The sequence below is a fragment of the Pseudomonas kilonensis genome (genome assembly GCF_001269885.1).
GTDB classification, from domain to species: Bacteria; Pseudomonadota; Gammaproteobacteria; order Pseudomonadales; family Pseudomonadaceae; genus Aquipseudomonas; species Aquipseudomonas kilonensis.
Genome location: NZ_LHVH01000022.1, coordinates 133,136 through 148,936 on the forward strand (window position 1 = coordinate 133,136; position 15,801 = coordinate 148,936).

At 62.0% G+C, this 15,801-nt stretch carries 12 protein-coding genes and 1 pseudogene; 7 read left to right on the top strand and 6 right to left on the bottom strand.

The window, feature by feature from the left end; translation table 11 throughout:
• The first annotated feature begins 451 nt into the window (after positions 1–451).
• Positions 452–2,095, top strand: a complete 1,644-nt coding sequence (mqo, locus tag AD662_RS14910; RefSeq protein WP_053188379.1) for a malate dehydrogenase (quinone) — start codon at positions 452–454, stop codon at positions 2,093–2,095.
• Positions 2,096–2,629: 534 nt separating this feature from the next.
• On the opposite strand, the gene AD662_RS14915 is transcribed toward mqo, so the two are convergent.
• The gene (locus AD662_RS14915) at positions 2,630–3,106 is read right to left on the bottom strand and encodes an Rrf2 family transcriptional regulator (RefSeq protein ID WP_018607716.1); all 477 of its coding nucleotides are present in this window, start codon (positions 3,104–3,106) and stop codon (positions 2,630–2,632) included.
• A gap of 145 nt (positions 3,107–3,251) precedes the next feature.
• Between AD662_RS14915 and AD662_RS14920 the strand changes: the two genes are divergently transcribed.
• The gene (locus tag AD662_RS14920) at positions 3,252–4,148 is read left to right on the top strand and encodes an NAD(P)/FAD-dependent oxidoreductase (protein WP_053188381.1); all 897 of its coding nucleotides are present in this window, start codon (positions 3,252–3,254) and stop codon (positions 4,146–4,148) included.
• 75 nt (positions 4,149–4,223) lie between these two features.
• Here the strand turns inward: AD662_RS14920 and AD662_RS14925 are convergent, their stop codons facing one another.
• From AD662_RS14925 to AD662_RS29810, 4 genes and pseudogenes are all read right to left on the bottom strand, one after another.
• Positions 4,224–5,075 (bottom strand): CAP domain-containing protein, encoded by an 852-nt coding sequence (locus AD662_RS14925; protein WP_018607705.1) that lies wholly within the window; start codon positions 5,073–5,075, stop codon positions 4,224–4,226.
• A gap of 193 nt (positions 5,076–5,268) precedes the next feature.
• Entirely contained in the window at positions 5,269–6,042 is a 774-nt protein-coding gene (locus AD662_RS14930) for an L-iditol 2-dehydrogenase (RefSeq protein WP_018607703.1), read from the bottom strand.
• A gap of 159 nt (positions 6,043–6,201) precedes the next feature.
• A complete protein-coding gene (locus AD662_RS29805; protein ID WP_428838791.1) occupies positions 6,202–6,369 on the bottom strand; it encodes a hypothetical protein in 168 nt (55 codons plus the stop codon).
• 35 nt (positions 6,370–6,404) lie between these two features.
• Positions 6,405–6,872 (bottom strand): annotated as a pseudogene (locus AD662_RS29810) (ABC transporter substrate-binding protein); the annotation flags it as partial.
• Between the two features lie 273 nt (positions 6,873–7,145).
• Here AD662_RS29810 and AD662_RS14940 point away from each other — a divergent pair.
• Complete coding sequence (locus tag AD662_RS14940) at positions 7,146–8,048, top strand: AraC family transcriptional regulator (RefSeq protein WP_053188384.1); 903 nt, start codon at positions 7,146–7,148, stop codon at positions 8,046–8,048.
• Between the two features lie 257 nt (positions 8,049–8,305).
• On the opposite strand, the gene AD662_RS14945 is transcribed toward AD662_RS14940, so the two are convergent.
• Complete coding sequence (locus AD662_RS14945; RefSeq protein ID WP_053188387.1) at positions 8,306–10,081, bottom strand: sigma-54-dependent Fis family transcriptional regulator; 1,776 nt, start codon at positions 10,079–10,081, stop codon at positions 8,306–8,308.
• A 284-nt stretch (positions 10,082–10,365) separates the two neighbouring features.
• Between AD662_RS14945 and AD662_RS14950 the strand changes: the two genes are divergently transcribed.
• From AD662_RS14950 to AD662_RS14965, 4 genes are all read left to right on the top strand, one after another.
• Positions 10,366–11,838 carry a benzaldehyde dehydrogenase gene (locus AD662_RS14950; protein WP_024618521.1) on the top strand — a complete coding sequence of 491 codons (1,473 nt, stop codon included), beginning with the start codon at positions 10,366–10,368 and terminating at the stop codon, positions 11,836–11,838.
• A 69-nt stretch (positions 11,839–11,907) separates the two neighbouring features.
• Complete coding sequence (locus AD662_RS14955; RefSeq protein ID WP_018604029.1) at positions 11,908–12,675, top strand: coniferyl-alcohol dehydrogenase; 768 nt, start codon at positions 11,908–11,910, stop codon at positions 12,673–12,675.
• A gap of 89 nt (positions 12,676–12,764) precedes the next feature.
• Complete coding sequence (locus AD662_RS14960) at positions 12,765–14,414, top strand: DUF1302 domain-containing protein (RefSeq protein WP_053188390.1); 1,650 nt, start codon at positions 12,765–12,767, stop codon at positions 14,412–14,414.
• A gap of 15 nt (positions 14,415–14,429) precedes the next feature.
• A complete protein-coding gene (locus AD662_RS14965; RefSeq protein WP_053188393.1) occupies positions 14,430–15,791 on the top strand; it encodes a DUF1329 domain-containing protein in 1,362 nt (453 codons plus the stop codon).
• The last annotated feature ends 10 nt before the right edge of the window (positions 15,792–15,801 follow it).

Genomic DNA, 15,801 nt, shown 5'->3' on the forward strand with positions numbered 1-15,801 from the left:
CTGGCCGCTTGAGTCTTAAGCGAATGAATTAAAAGATCGCAGCCTCGTTTCACTCGACAGCTCCTACACAGATCCCACTCAGCTCCTACGCGAATAGGTCCTGAGAGCCAGCAAAATGCCGTCATTTGGTCGGCGTTTTTGCCCGGAATGTAAAAAGACGCTTCGATCTGTTTATTTCCTTATGTAAACTCCCCTCGCTGCGACAATCGGGCACGGCCGCGCCAGGCCCGATGAACACCGTTTGCAGCGGCCCTCACCCCAGCTGAAGCCAAAACCTACAAGAAGTCAGCGCCGGAGAGACATAAACGAGAGGCCGACGTATTGCTCGGCCCTGTAGGTCCATCCTCCAGTCCGTCTCGATACCCATCCTGCTGGCGTTGCCGCTCGCGGATGTGGTCTATCCTTGACCAGGACAGGTGGGCGGAATGGCGTTCATCCTAGGGATACACACATGTTGAAGAAAACACACACGGCGCTACTGGGCCTGGCGATGGCGATGGGTCTTGCGACCACGCACGCCGCCGAGCCAAAAAAAGTGGATGTCTTGCTCATTGGTGGGGGCATCATGAGCTCGACACTCGGCGTCTGGCTCAATGAGCTGGAGCCGGGCTGGACCATGGAAATGGTCGAGCGCCTGGACGGTGTTGCCGAAGAGAGCTCCAACGGCTGGAACAATGCCGGTACGGGTCACTCTGCGCTGGCCGAACTGAACTACACGCCGGAAGACAAGAACGGCAAGGTCGAGATCGTCAAGGCCGTTGAAATCAACGAAGCTTTCCAGATCTCCCGTCAGTTCTGGTCCTGGCAGGTCAAGAACGGTGTGCTGAAGAACCCGCGTTCGTTCATCAACTCCACGCCGCACATGAGCTTCGTATGGGGTGATGACAACATCGCGTTCCTGAAGAAGCGCTACGAAGCCCTCCAGGCCAGTCCGTTGTTCGCCGGCATGCAGTATTCCGAAGATCGCGAGCAGATCAGCAAGTGGGTTCCGCTGATGATGCAAGGGCGTGACCCGAGCCAGAAAGTCGCGGCCACCTGGAGTCCACTGGGTACCGACGTGAACTTCGGCGAAATCACCCGCCAGTTCGCGGCTTACCTGCAAACCAAGCCGAACTTCTCCCTCAAGCTGTCCAGCGAAGTGGAAGAGATCACCCGCAACGAAGACGGCACCTGGCGCGTTTCGTACAAGAACCTCAAAGACGGTACCGAAACCGAGACCGACGCCAAGTTCGTGTTCATCGGCGCTGGCGGTGGTGCCTTGCACCTGCTGCAGAAGTCCGACATCCCGGAAGCGCGTGAGTACGCAGGTTTCCCGGTGGGTGGTTCGTTCCTGGTCACCGAAAACCCGACCGTCGCCCAGCTGCACCTGGCCAAGGCCTACGGCAAGGCTTCGGTGGGCGCACCGCCGATGTCGGTTCCGCACCTGGACACCCGTGTGCTCGACGGCAAGCGCGTGATCCTGTTTGGCCCATTCGCAACCTTCTCCACCAAGTTCCTGAAGAACGGTTCGTACTTCGACCTGCTGACCAGCACCACCACCCACAACGTGTGGCCGATGACCAAGGTCGGTATCGAACAGTACCCACTGGTCGAGTACCTGGCCGGCCAGCTGATGCTGTCGGATGAAGATCGTTTCAACGCCCTGAAAGAGTACTTCCCGGAGGCCAAGCAAGAAGACTGGCGCCTGTGGCAGGCTGGCCAGCGCGTGCAGATCATCAAGCGTGACGAAGAGAAGGGCGGCGTGCTGAAACTCGGCACCGAAGTGGTCGCCTCCCAGGACGGCAGCATCGCCGGCCTGCTGGGTGCCTCGCCAGGCGCTTCGACCGCTGCACCGATCATGCTGACCGTGCTTGAGAAGGTCTTCAAGGACAAGGTTGCCAGCCCGGCCTGGCAGGAAAAACTGCGCCAGATCGTGCCAAGCTACGGCACCAAGCTCAACGATAGCCCTGAGCGCGTTGCCCAGGAATGGGCGTACACCAGCGAGGTCCTGCAACTGGACCCGCCGCCGGCAATCGGCAAGCCAGGCGCTAACGTGGCACCGGCCAAGCCGGGCGCAGCCCCGCAAGCGAATCCAGCGGCTGACATGGCGCTGTAAGCCGGACGCTGTCTGGTGAGGTACAAGAACGCTGCGCATTGAGCGTAATGCTGTTCACTTAAGGATACGGCGCTTTTTCCGAGGGAGGGGAAGGCGCCGTTTTCTTTGGTGTTGGGTTGGATTGGATTGGGTACATATCCTTTGCTGCGGTAACGGCGGCTTAGGGTTCCGCCCTGACGGCGGCTCACTTTTGAGAAGCCCGGGAGCCGGCCCAGTCAAAAGTAAGCAAAACGCTCTTGCCCCACCACTCGGTGCCTCGCTTAGGCTCGGCATGCCCTCACTCCGGCATTCATGCCGAGGTGTCCACTGCGCAATACCTGCGTTCGGCCATCGTGGTTAACGGGGCGCCCCAGATCAAGATCAAAAGCGAGGCGGCCTAACAGCCGGCCTGGTTCTCCCGGTCGTACACCCATCAGATCTGTGGGAGCAAAGCTTGCTCGCGAAGACGGCCTGACAGCCGACCTGTCTCTGGCGGCTGTACATCGATCTGACTGTGGGAGGGGCCTGCTCGCGATAGCGGTACACCCACCAACATCAATGCCCGATCTGCCCCACCTGCGAAAGGTCAGCCCCGTCCTCTGCGTAAACCTGTCGAAACCGCGCGTCAAAATCCTCCGCCAACTGCGCCAGGGTAATTGCCCCCAAACGCTTGAGCAGCAATGCCTGGGCCTCGTCGAACGCATCCGTCAGCACCGCATTCACTGCTTGTTCCACCAAGCATTGCGGATGATCGGTGGACAGGCCGATGGCAAAGATCGACGTGCTGTCCAAGGCCTGGTGGATATCCAGCAACGTCATCTGCGACAGCGGCTTGCTCAAGCTCCAGCCACCGCGATGGCCTTTTTCCGAAGTGACATAACCCTGCTCCTTGAGCAGCGCCATGGTCCGGCGCACCACCACCGGGTTGGTGCCCAGCATCTGCGCGAGGGTGTCGGACGTGGCGGATTGTTGGTGGCGATCCATGTGGATCAGCACGTGGAGCATGCGGGACAGACGAGTGTCGGTTCTCATGAGCGTTGCAGCGTTCTGTGGCGGAGACGGGCGTAAGTATCGCCTGTAATTGCAAAAGTTACGAGATCGTTGACAGTTGCTTTTCAAGGAACTTACGATGTGTCGAGACTTTTCAATTCCACCAAAACCACGTTGGAGAATGATCATGTGCTACGACGTCATCATCGCAGGCGGCAGCTACGCCGGTATGTCCGCGGCCTTGCAACTGGCCCGTGCCCGCCGCACCGTGCTGGTGATCGATGCCGGCCAGCGTCGCAACCGGTTCGCTGCCAGCTCCCATGGTTTTCTCGGGCAGGACGGTCGGGCCCCTGGGGACATTGCCGATGATGCCCGTCGCCAGCTAATGGCCTATCCGACGGTGGAATGGGTATCGAACACGGCGGTCAAAGCCAGCCAGGACGCGGGTGGCTTCACTTTGGAAACCCTCGGCGGGCAACGCTACAGTGCCCGGCGCCTATTGTTGGCCACCGGAGTCATCGATGAGTTGCCGGACGTGGAAGGGCTGGCGCAACGCTGGGGCAAAAGCGTCTTCCATTGCCCGTATTGCCACGGCTACGAGCTGGAACAAGGCCCCATCGGGGTGTTGGCGACCTCGTCGATGTCGCTCCACCATGCCTTGATGCTGCCCGACTGGGGCCCGACGATGTTCTTCACCAATGGTGTGTTCGAGCCTGACCTTGAGCAACTGGACAGCCTGGCACGACGTGGCGTAACCCTGGTGCCGGAACGTGTCGAGCGTATTGAAGGCGAACGGGCCGACGTGGTGCTGGCCGACGGACATGTGATCGCCCTTGACGGCCTGTTTGTCTTGCCGCGTATCCAGGTTGCCGGTTCACTCGCGGCGTCCTTGGGTTGCGCGTTTGAAGACGGCCCGCTCGGGGCTTTCATCCAGGCCGACCCGATGACGCGTGCAACCAGTGTCCCAGGCCTATTTGCATGTGGCGATGCGGCGATGCCGTTCGGCTCGGTTGCGTTGGCCGTTGGCGATGGGGTGAGGGCGGGCTCGGGGGTGCACCGATCACTGATTTTCGATGCACACTGAGGGCACTCTCGCTCCCACAGGGTAATTGCCTGTGGGAACGAGCTTGCTCGCGATAGCGATGGCCCGGCCACCGCGCTATTGAGTGCCAAACATCGCCGTCCAATAGATCCCGGCATCGCTTTTCGGATCGGTCGCGTACCCGGCGCCCAATTCGCGGAACTGCGGGTTCATCAGGTTGGCGCAGTGCCCAGGGCTGGCCAGCCAGCCGTCCACCACCTTGAGCGCGGTGTCCTGCCCGGCGGCAATGTTCTCGCCGATCAATTGGCCCAGATAGCCGGCCAGTTCGGCGCGGTCGCCCGGCATGCGGTTGTCGCGGTCCTTGTGGTCGAAGAAGTTGTTGTTGGCCATGGCCCGGGTGTGGGTCACGGCGGCCAGGGCCAAGGTGGCGTTCCAGGCCAGCGGAGTGGTGGCGGCGAAGGTTTCGGTGCCACAGCGACGCGGCTGGGTGCGGGCACTGTTGATCAGCTTCAGCAGCTTCTGGCCCTCGGCTTGCCAATCACCCAGGCGCGCCGACAACAGTGGGCGCGCGAGCACGATGCGCCATTCGCGGTCCAGGCGGCTGACGCCGATGTCGACGAACTGCGGGTCGAGTACTACCTGGCAGAAGCTTTCCTGGACGGCTTTCATGGCCGATTGCGCATCGCGCGGCCCGGACAGGCTGATGGCCTGCACATTGACCATTGGATAGGCCGCCCGCGCCAGCGCCTGCTGCAGGTCGCCGATGCCATTGGCCGACAGGATCAGCCGGGAATCCATCGCCAGTGGTGGCAACTCCAGCGAAGCCTGGCCGGCACAGCTTTGGGACTGGCTGCGGTAAAGATTGATGGACTCGACCAGTTGCGTCTCTTCGGTGGCCGCGGCACTGGTGGAGAACACCAGGCCCAGCGACAGCACGACAAGACCCACGACGGATGAAATGGCACGCATGTAAATCTCCCTTGAGCGGACGGCGCCTATGATGCGCAATTTTTGCCCCGCTGGGGCAACGGTATTCACGCTCTCTTGAAATCCCTTGGAACGGCACCGTCGGGTACCGTTCGGGACAATCCTCAGTAGTGGGATCAATTTTCAAGCGAATAAGTCCATTTCCGTCGTTTCAAGGCCATAAAAAACCAGATTATTAGCTCATCCAGTTACCGCCATCGACGTTATACGTCTGCGCCACCACGTATTCGCTCTCCGCCGAGGCCAGGAAAATCGCCATGCCGGTGAGGTCCTCCGCGGTGCCCATCCGGCCATAGGGCACCTGCAGCCCGACCTGGCGCTTCTTTTCCCCCAGCGGCAGGTTTTCGTGGCGGGCGAACAGCGCGTCCACACCGTCCCAATGCTCGCCATCCACCACGCCGGGGGCGATGGCGTTGACGTTGATCCGATGCTTGATCAAATCCAGCCCGGCGGACTGGGTGAGGCTGATCACGGCTGCCTTGGTGGCGCAATAGACGCCGACCAGCGCTTCGCCACGCCGACCGGCCTGGCTGGCCATGTTGATGATCCGGCCGCCCTGGCCCTGGCGGATCATCTGCCGCGCCGCCGCTTGCAGGGTGAACAGCGTGCCGGCGACGTTGATGGAAAACAGCCGCTCGTAACTCTGGCGGGTGATTTCCACGATGGGCGCCAGGTCGAACAGCGCGGCGTTGTTGATCAGGATATCCAGCTTGCCCACCCGTGCCACCACGGCCGCGATGGCCTGGTCGATCGAAGCCTGGTCCGTCACGTCCATTTTGACCGCGTAGGCGCTATCGCCCAGTTCGGCGGCGGTGGCCTGGGCCCGCTCCAGGTCGATATCGGCGATCGCCACTGTGGCGCCCTCGTTGAGATAGGCCTGGGCGAACGTCCTGCCGATACCACGGGCGGCACCGGTCACCAGGGCACTTTTTCCTTCCAGTCGTTTCATGGGGTTGTCCTTTTCGAAGTACAAAAAAAGTCCTGTGGGAGCAAGGCTTGCCCGCGATGAAGCCAATGCGGTCTCTCAGAAATCGAGGTGCCTGTATCGCGAGCAAGCTTTGCTCCCACAGAGGGGTAAACCTTCTAGCCACGGGGCCGGTGCCAATCGTTATTGCTTTGGATACCCGGCCCGCTTCATCTCCCGCTCGGTACTCGATTGCGCCGAGGCCAATGCCTGTTCCACCGTGATCTGTCCGGTGATGGCGGCGGTAAACAGCTTGCCGACGGAGGTACCGATGGCTTGGAACTCTGGAATCGTCACGTACTGGATGCCCACGTACGGCACCGGTTCTGCGGTGGGATGGGCCGGGTCTCGGGCATGCTCAGGCCGGCCTGTTTGAACAGGTCCGTGCGGTAATAGGTGACGGTGCTTTCGCCGTAAAAGGGCAGGGCGTAAAGCGTGTCGTTGACCGAGAGGCCTTGGCGAACGGCAGGGAAGATGTCCTCCAGGTCATACTCGGCAGGCAGGTGGGTCATCGGCTCGAGCCAGTGCTTGGCCCCCCACAGCGGGGTTTCGTAGGTGCCGATGGTCAGCACGTCGAACTGCCCGCCCTGGGTTGCGATGTCGGTGGTCAGGCGCTGGCGCAGGACATTTTCTTCGAGTACCACCCAGTTCAACGTGATGTCCGGGTGCTCGCTCTCGAAGGTTTTCGAGAGTTTTTGCATGCGGATCATGTCGGCGTTGTTCACCGTAGCGATGGTGAGGGTCTCGGTGGCCTGTCCGGCCAGGGCAAACGACAATCCCGCGAACATGACAAGCGCCTTGGGCACTGTTTTCATGAGCTTCTCCAGAGCTGCGCCTGGGCGCAGAATTATTATTGTTGTGGGGGCCGTGGCGTCGGGCTGAGCGGTTCGTCGCCAATGGCAGGCCGATTACAGCAGCGCCCGTGGAGGCCGACAAACGCAGGGAGGATCGTGTGCTGGTACTTTTTTAACGCCCTTGAGTGCGGCAGGTGCGGGTTAAAAAAGTATCAGTGGCCGGTCAGACCGAGGCTGGCGAAGCGCTGCGCACTCGGCGTAAGGTGCCCGCTATAACGATAAAAGAGGCGCGACATGCCTGATCACCGAACGCCCTTGTTCGAGCAGCGACCAGCCGAACTGGAAGTCATCCTGCCTGAGCCCGAGCATAGTTTTCGCTGGTACGAACATGACTACCCGTACCCGATGGCGCGCTGGAACCATCACCCTGAATTTGAAATCCACCTGATCCGCCAGGGCAGCGGCAAACTGTTGGCGGGCGACTACATCGGCCCGTTTGGCCCTGGCCATGTAGCGATGATTGGCCCGGACTTGCCCCACGATTGGATGGGCGACCTGGCACCGGGCGAGCACCTGCCCGGGCGCGACGTGGTCTTGCAATTCGATGGTGCGACGCTGCTGACCTTGCGCCGAACCCTGCCCGAACTGGGGGACCTGCAGGGTCTGTTCGAACGCGCCCGTCGCGGCCTGGCCTTCGGCGGCGACACCGCGCGGCAGGCCGCGCACCTGCTGGAAGCCATCGGCCCGGCCCAGGGACTGGCGCGGTTGGCGCTGTTCCTGGAACTGCTGCACACCCTCAACCAAGCCCCTGGCGACGAGGTCTTGAGCCTGGCAAGCCCTTGCTACGCGCCGACCCTCGATGCGCGCAGCTCCGAGCGCATCCATAAAGCCTTCGAATACCTGCAAGCCGAACTCACCGGCGACCTGCGCCTGTCGGTGATCGCTCGTCAATTGGACATGAGCGAGCCGGGTTTCTCGCGATTCTTCAAGCGCATCACCGGGCACGGCTTCATTGACCTGATGCGCAAGCTGCGGGTCCAGCGTGCCTGTCGCTTGCTGTTGCAGAGCGAAATGCCGGTGACCGATATCTGTTTTGAAGTGGGCTACAACAACTTGTCCAACTTCAACCGGCATTTTCGGATAGAGATGAACCAGACCCCCAGCGAGTACCGGCGGGGCGCTTTTTCCCCTGTTTGATGGAGACGGTCATGTGAGCCCGCCGAGGCCTCGACGGGACAGCCAGCGACGAGCACGATCCACCGCCATCGCGAGCAGGCTCGCTCCCACAGGGGGATTTGTGTCGGACACAGACCTTGCAGTCACCCAGAAACCAGTGTGGGAGCGAGCCTGCTCGCGATGGCGTCAGCACAGCCAACATCAATGTCAGCTGATCCACCGCCATCGCGAGCAAGCTCGCTCCCACAGGGGATTTGTGGTGGCCCCCAGGTTCGGGATTAGTCCGGGACACCCCGTTGATGCTTCTTCAACCGATAGGCGAATTGTGCCCGGCTCAGCCCCAATGAGCGTGCGGCCGCTGCCAGGTTGCCGCTGCTCAGTTGCAGGGCTTCGTTGATCAGCCGTGACTCCAGGCCGTCAATGGAGAAGTCCGAGTCCAGTTGGCTGAGGGACTGGAGCAGGGCCGGTTTTTCCGCAGCGTCGTTGGCGGCCAGGCCCATCGGTGAGAGACCGCCGTGCAGGTCCACGGAATACGCGTCCACCGGCAGTTGTTCATTGCGAAACAGGTGGACCAGGTCAATCGCCTGGCCTTCTTCGCTGGCGATCAGACCGCGCTCGATGAGGTTCTGCAATTCCCGCACGTTGCCCGGAAAGTCATAGCGCAGCAGGACCTTCAAGGCGCGCATGGTCAGGCCCATCGGGGTGCGGCCGTATTCCTGGCAAAAACGCTTGAGAAAGGCATTGATCAGCAGCGGTATGTCATCGCGGCGCTCGCGCAAGGGCGGCAGGGCGATGGGGTAGACGTTGAGCCGGTAGAACAGGTCTTCACGAAACGCGCCGTCCGCCACGGCCTTGCGCAGGTCGATGTTGGTGGCCGCGACGACCCGCACATCGACCTTGATGCCGTGGCCGCCACCGACCCGTTCGATTTCCCGTTCCTGCAAGGCGCGCAGCAACTTGCTTTGCCCGGCCAGGCTCAGGCAGGTGATCTCATCCAGGAACAACGTGCCGCCATGGGCGCGCTCGAAACGCCCGGGGCGCGAATGGGTGGCCCCGGTATAGGCACCGCGTTCGACGCCAAACAGTTCCGCCTCGATCAGGTTGTCGGGGATGGCCGCGCAGTTGAGGGCGATGAACGGACCATCACGTCGGCGACTCAGCTGGTGCAGTTGGCGGGCGAACATCTCTTTGCCGACGCCGGATTCGCCGCTGACCAGCACGGTGGCGGGGGTCAAGGCCACCCGTTGCAAGGCCTGGGTCGCGGCGTTGAAGGCGGCGCTGGCACCGATCAGCGGCTGTTCGCTGTCCGGCAGCGGGGCGGTTCCGGCAACACTGTCGGACTGGCTGTCGGTGCGCGCGACGACCGCTGGCGGTGAGGCGTTGAGGTAATTGAGGTCCTGCTCGACATCGCCCCATTGCTCGGCGGTCTTGCCGACGACACGGCAGCGTTCATGCCCCATGCCTCGGCATTCCACTTCGCGGAAGATCACCAGTTGCCCGAACAGCCCACTGACGAAACCGATTGCGTAGCCCAGTTCGGTCCAGCACACCGGATCCTGACCGGTGCCATAGGCGGCGACATGCTCGTCGGCCTCACAAGAGTGATGCCAGAGAAACTCCCCTTCATAGAACCCGGAGTCGGCATCGAACTTGAAATGCAGCGGCTCGACCTTGGTCATGCCTTCAAGGGTGTGCAGATGCGTGCCGGCGCGAAACACCGCCGCGGCATCGGCGTGGGGCCAGCGTTCGCGAATCAGCCGGGCGTCCCGAGCACCGGAGGAATAGCCGGTGCGGGTGAGCATGCCACGGGCCTGTTCCAGCCCCTGGCGTTCGATGATTTCCCGGCGCAACGCACCGAAGGATGAACTGTGCAGCAGCAACATGCGCTGGTCGTTGAGCCAGATACGGCCGTCGTCGGGGGAGAAAAACAGGCACGCGGTGAGTTCTGCCGTCGTGGGCGAACTGCTGTCGGTCAGCTCTTTGCTGTCACCCCGTGGACGGAAATGCTCGGTGGCGATCCGGTGATCCGGCAACTGGCAGTGGGGATTATTCATTGTTATGCCCCTGATGGCGGGTGATCGAAATGATCATCTGGCGAGATAGTTATTAAGCATAACTTTATCAAATGAACAAGCGGCAGCTGGCCAACGGCCACGTCGGCAGATGCGTCATCAGTCTTGCACTCGATGCAGAGCATTGATCCAGAGCCCTGCGCCAGGTTTATCAAGGCCCGCAGGCAAAACCGGCACAGCGCTTGCTCAAGCACGAGTACGGCGTTTGCGTCGATACCTTCCAGGTGCGGCAAACGATGACAACAACAAAGAGCCGGGAGTGTTAAATGTCTGCATCCAAAAGCCACCTGTTGTCCCAGGTGATCGAGTCGGAATGTGTCTTCAACGGTGACTGGGTGCCTGCGTCGGGTCCGCTGCAATCGATCATTGAACCGGCCACCGGTGAGCGGCTGATGCGCTGTGCCACGGCCGACTCTGCCGACATCGCCAAGGCCAGCCGCGACGCCGCCGTGGCGCAGCCGGGGTGGGCGGCGCTGGGCCCGCGGCAACGCGCGGCGATCTTCCGCAAGGCCGCTGACGTGGCTGAGCAGTCCTTCGACGAACTGGCGCTGTACGTGGCCCGGGAGACCGGCGCCGCGCTGTTCAAGGGCCAACATGAAGTGCGCGAAGCCATCGTGCTGCTGCACCAGGCCGCCGGCCTGCTGTCCCAGGCCCATGGGGTGGTCCTGCCCAGCGAGGCGGGGCGCCTGTCCTATGCGCGGCGCCAGCCCCATGGCGTGGTCGGGGTGATTTCGCCCTTCAACTTTCCCCTGGTGCTGTCCATGCGCTCCGTTGCGCCAGCCCTGGCGGCGGGCAATGCGGTGGTGCTCAAGCCGGATCCGCAGACCCCGGTGAGCGGCGGTTTCCTCATCGCTCGGTTGTTCGAGGTAGCGGGGCTGCCCAAGGGCTTGTTGCAAGTGTTGCCCGGCGCGGCGGATGCCGGTGAGGCGCTGTGCCGCGACCCGAACGTACGCATGATCGCCTTTACCGGTTCCACCGGCGCCGGTCGCAAGGTCGCTGAAGTCGCCGGGCGCAACCTGAAGAAGGTCGCGCTGGAGTTGGGTGGCAAGAACCCGTTGATCATTCTTGAAGACGCCGACCTCGACCTCGCCGCCCGCAACGCGGCCTGGGGCGCCTGGCTGCATCAAGGGCAGATCTGCATGGCCACCGGGTTGATCCTCGCCCATGAATCCATCGCCGAAGAACTGACCCGCAAACTGGTGGAAAAAGCCCAGGCCTTGACCGTCGGCAACGCCGCCCAGGGCGAAGCTGCGTTGGGGCCGCTGATCAATCAGCGCCAGCTCAAACGGGTGCACGACATCGTCAGCGACTCCGTGCGCGCCGGGGCTAGACTGGAGGCAGGTGGCGAGCACGATCGGCTGTTCTATCAGGCCACGGTGCTCAGCGGCGTGAAACCCGGCATGCGGGCCTTCGATGAGGAGGTGTTCGGGCCCGTGGCAACGGTGGTCAGCTTCGCCACCGATGATGAGGCCGTCGAGTTGGCCAACCGCACCGAGTACGGTTTGGCGGCGGCGATCATCTCGCCGTCGGTGGGCCGGGCCATGGCCATCGGTGAGCGATTGCAGTGCGGCATGTTGCACATCAATGACCAGACCGTCGCCGATGAGTGCATCAACCCGTTCGGCGGGCGCGGCGCCTCGGGCAATGGCGGCAGCGTCGGTGGCCCGGCGGACTGGGACGAATACACGCAATGGCAGTGGGTGACGGTCAAGGATCAGGCGCCGGTCTACCCGTTCTGACCGGCAGGTTTACAGGGCCCGATGAGCTGAGGGCCCTGCGAGTACACAAAAATAATAAGAGGACTCAACATGAAACTCGACAACAAGATTGTGCTGGTGACCGGTGTCTCATCAGGCATTGGTGCTGCCACGGCGAGCCTGCTGCGCGCCCATGGCGCCCAAGTGATTGGCGTGGACCTCAAGGCGCCGCACATGACCCTGGACGGTTTTGTGCAGGGCGATTTGAGCAGCGCCGAAAACATCGAACGGTTGCTGCCGCAGCTACCCGCACGGCTCGACAGCCTGTGCAACATCGCCGGGGTGCCGGGCACCGCCAACCCGCAACTGCTGGCGCGGGTCAACTACCTTGGGTTGCGCCACTTGAGCCGTGCGCTGCTGCCGCGCATCAACGCGGGCGGCAGCATCGTCAATATCGCCTCGATCCTCGGCGCCGAATGGCCGTTGCGCCTGGAACAGCACAAGGCGCTGGCGCGCATCGAAGATTTTGCCGCCGCGCAAGCCTGGCTGGCCGACCACCGGGTGCCGGACCAGACCTGCTACCAGTACTTCAAGGAAGCCTTGATCGTCTGGACCTATCTGCAGGCCCAACCCTGGTTCCTTGAGCATTCGGTGCGCATGAACAGTGTCGCCCCGGGCCCGGTGTTCACGCCCATCCTCGACGACTTCGTGAGCATGCTCGGCGAGGCCCGGACCCAGGCCGATGCCCATCGCATGAAACGTCCTGCTTACGCCGATGAGGTGGCGGCGGTGATCGCTTTCCTGTGTGCCGACGAGTCGCGCTGGATCAACGGCGTCAACCTGCCGGTCGATGGTGGATTGGCCTCCACCTACATCTGAATGCGCAGCCGTAGAACGCGGTGCAAGCCGCTACCTGAGCGTGTTGGCTGCAAAGCCATGCCAAAAAATAACAATAACGAGAAGCGTCCATGGATAACCTCAAAGATTGCTTTGGTTTCAAGCATTGCGCCCTGTTCCTGGCGTTATGCAGCACCGGTGTGATGGTCGAAAGGGTCCAGGCCATGCAAATGGACCTGGGTGACTCCGACTGGAAACTGCGCTGGGACAACACCATCAAGTACAGCCAGGCCTGGCGCCTGCAGGGACAGGACAGCCGCTTGGTCAATGCGCCAACCGCCAACGGCCTGTACCCCTCGATCCAGAGCCAGGGCGACAAGAATTTCAGCCGTGGCCTGGTCTCCAACCGCCTGGACCTGTTTTCCGAAATGGACCTGAGCCGGCAAAACTATGGTCTGCGCGTGAGCGGTGCAGCCTGGTACGACGATATCTACAACCAGGACACTGACAGCAGCGAGCAACCGAATTTCCTCAGTGAAACTCGCAAGCTTCACGGTCGCGACGCGGAAATTCTCGATGCCTTCGTGTTCTTGCGCGGGGATCTCGGTGAAGACTCCCAGGGCGTGGCACGCCTGGGCCGACACAGCCTGATCTACGGGGAAAGCCTGTTCTACGGTGGCAACGGCATTGCCAATGCCCAGGGCCCGACCGATGTGGTCAAGTTGCTCAGCGTGCCGGGGACTCAATTCAAGGAGATCCTGCGCCCGGTCAATCAGATCTCCGGGCAGTTGCAGATCAACCCGCAGCTGTCGGTGGGCGCTTACTATCAGTTTGAGTGGGAACGTTCCAATCTGCCCGGCGCCGGCAGCTACCTGAGCGACGTCGATGCCATCGGTTACGGCAGTGGCCCACTGCGCGAAGTGTTCGGCAATGACACGGTGAATGGCGGTGATCTTAAACCGCGCAATTCGGGGCAGGGCGGCATGCAGATCCGCTACAAACCCACCGGCACCGAGCTGGAACTGGGTTTCTACGCGGCCCAGTATCACGATAAAGCGCCGATCGGGTTGTACGCCTACCTGGACGGTCCGGCGTCTGCGGCCACTGGCTTGCCGATCCTGGGTTCCTATCGTCAGGTCTACGCCGAAGACATCAAGACCGCCGGCGTCAGCTTCTCCACCGCCTACGGCCCGTTCAACTTTGCCGGTGAAACGTCGCTGCGCTGGAACGCGCCGCTGGTGAGCAATCTGCAAGTAGTGACCCCCGGCATGGCGGCCGATGGTGGCGACAATGAGTTGTTCGCCAGGGGCAAGACCGCCCACGCCAACCTGTCGGCCATCTACCTGTTATCGCCCACCGCGTTCTGGGACGGCGGCTCGGCCCTGGCTGAACTGGCTTGGAACCGCACCCTGAGCGTGACCAAGAACGCTGCCGCGCTGGACTCCAACACCACCCGCGATGCCACGGCGCTGCGGGTATTGATCGAGCCGGCGTACTTCCAGATTGTCGACGGAATCGACCTGACCGTGCCGATTGGCATGGGGATAGTGCTCGACGGGCGCTCATCGGCGGTCAACAAATCCGGCTTCGGCAACACCCATTCCGGTGACTGGAGTGTCGGGCTCAAAGCCACCTATCTGCAACGCTGGGATGTCGGCCTCAACTACGTGAACTTCTTCGGCGCACCGAAAGCCGGGCTGCGCGAGGACGGCAATTTCAGTTACGGACAGTCGTTGGCCGACCGCGACTTCGTCTCGCTCTACGTGAAAACCTCATTCTAATAAGGTGGATTCGCCATGCAGAACACAACATTCCTGAACACCTGCGTCCTGACCCTGGCCCTTGCCGGCATGGGGCTGGCGCAGGCGGCGGTGTCGCCTGAACAGGCCGCACGCTTGAAAACCGATCTGACCCCCCTGGGTGGCGAGCGTGCCGGCAATGCCGATGGCAGTATCCCGGCTTGGCAGGGCGGTTATACCCAGGTCACGCCCGGCTATAAACCGGGTGACAAGCGTCCCGATCCATTCGCCGGCGAGAAACCGCTGTATTCGATCAAAGCTTCGAACATGGAGCAGTACGCCAGCGAATTGGCCGAAGGGACCAAGCTGCTGTTGAAGAAATACCCGGACTATCGCCTGGACGTGTACCCGACCCATCGCTCGGCCGCCGCCCCGCAATGGGTGTATGACAACACCAGCAAGAACGCCACTCGCGCCGCGCTGGACGTGGCCAGCGAGAAGGTCTCCAACGCCTACGGCGGCATTCCGTTCCCGATCCCGGAAAACGGCGCCCAAGTGCTGTGGAATTACCGGTTGTCCTGGCAGGGTGGCGACACCATCAGCGCGCCGTTCGATACCTGGCTGATGACCGCCGGTGGCAAGAAAGTCCAGGCGACCCGGGCCCAGTTCTCCTATCAGTTTCCCTACTACTTCGAAGGCGGCAGCCTGGAAAACTATGCGGGCAAGTACCAGGTGGGCAAGCTGTTGACTGAGTTACCGTCATCCAAGGCCGGCGAAGGCCTGATGACCCATTGGGACATGGACCCGGCCAATCGGGCGGCCTGGCAGTATCTGGTCGGCCAGCGCCGGGTTCGCCGGGCACCGAACATTGCCTATGACACGCCGGACTTCGTGACCTCCGGCGTCGGCCTGTTCGACGAAGCGTTCATGCTGTTCGGGCCTACCGATCGCTATGACCTCAAGCTGGTGGGCAAGAAAGAGCTGATCGTCGGCTACAACAATAACCGCGCCGCGCTGGCCAAGAGCGACGACCTGGTCAAGGAAAATTTCCTCAATCCTGATCTGGTGCGTTGGGAGAAGCACCGGGTCTGGGTGGTCGAGGCCACGCTCAAATCCGGCAAGCGCCATGTAGTGCCACGTCGGACCTACTACGTCGACGAAGACTCCTGGCAGATCCTGATGGCCGACGGTTATGACGCCCAGGGCAAGCTCGGCCGGCAGATGTATTCGCTGACGCTGCTGGCGCCGGATATGCCGGCCCTCACCGCACAGGTCATGTGGGGCAGCTACAACCTCGACACCGGGGCCTACTTCCTCAACGCATCGAGCAATGACCTGACGGTTCAGTACCAGAAGATCGCGAGACCTTCGGCGTCCTATTTCACGCCGGATGCCATGGCCAACGAAAACATGCGTTGAACCTGTGGCG

Bases quoted from the DNA above. Each gene is read 5' to 3' on its own strand.
- mqo (WP_053188379.1), top strand. From the start codon at position 452: ATGTTGAAGAAAACACACACGGCGCTACTGGGCCTGGCGATGGCGATG.
- AD662_RS14960 (WP_053188390.1), top strand. From the start codon at position 12,765: ATGGATAACCTCAAAGATTGCTTTGGTTTCAAGCATTGCGCCCTGTTC.
- AD662_RS14965 (WP_053188393.1), top strand. From the start codon at position 14,430: ATGCAGAACACAACATTCCTGAACACCTGCGTCCTGACCCTGGCCCTT.
- AD662_RS14920 (WP_053188381.1), top strand. From the start codon at position 3,252: ATGTGCTACGACGTCATCATCGCAGGCGGCAGCTACGCCGGTATGTCC.
- AD662_RS14915 (WP_018607716.1), bottom strand. From the start codon at position 3,106: ATGAGAACCGACACTCGTCTGTCCCGCATGCTCCACGTGCTGATCCAC.
- AD662_RS14940 (WP_053188384.1), top strand. From the start codon at position 7,146: ATGCCTGATCACCGAACGCCCTTGTTCGAGCAGCGACCAGCCGAACTG.
- AD662_RS14930 (WP_018607703.1), bottom strand. From the start codon at position 6,042: ATGAAACGACTGGAAGGAAAAAGTGCCCTGGTGACCGGTGCCGCCCGT.
- AD662_RS14950 (WP_024618521.1), top strand. From the start codon at position 10,366: ATGTCTGCATCCAAAAGCCACCTGTTGTCCCAGGTGATCGAGTCGGAA.
- AD662_RS14925 (WP_018607705.1), bottom strand. From the start codon at position 5,075: ATGCGTGCCATTTCATCCGTCGTGGGTCTTGTCGTGCTGTCGCTGGGC.
- AD662_RS14955 (WP_018604029.1), top strand. From the start codon at position 11,908: ATGAAACTCGACAACAAGATTGTGCTGGTGACCGGTGTCTCATCAGGC.
- AD662_RS14945 (WP_053188387.1), bottom strand. From the start codon at position 10,081: ATGAATAATCCCCACTGCCAGTTGCCGGATCACCGGATCGCCACCGAG.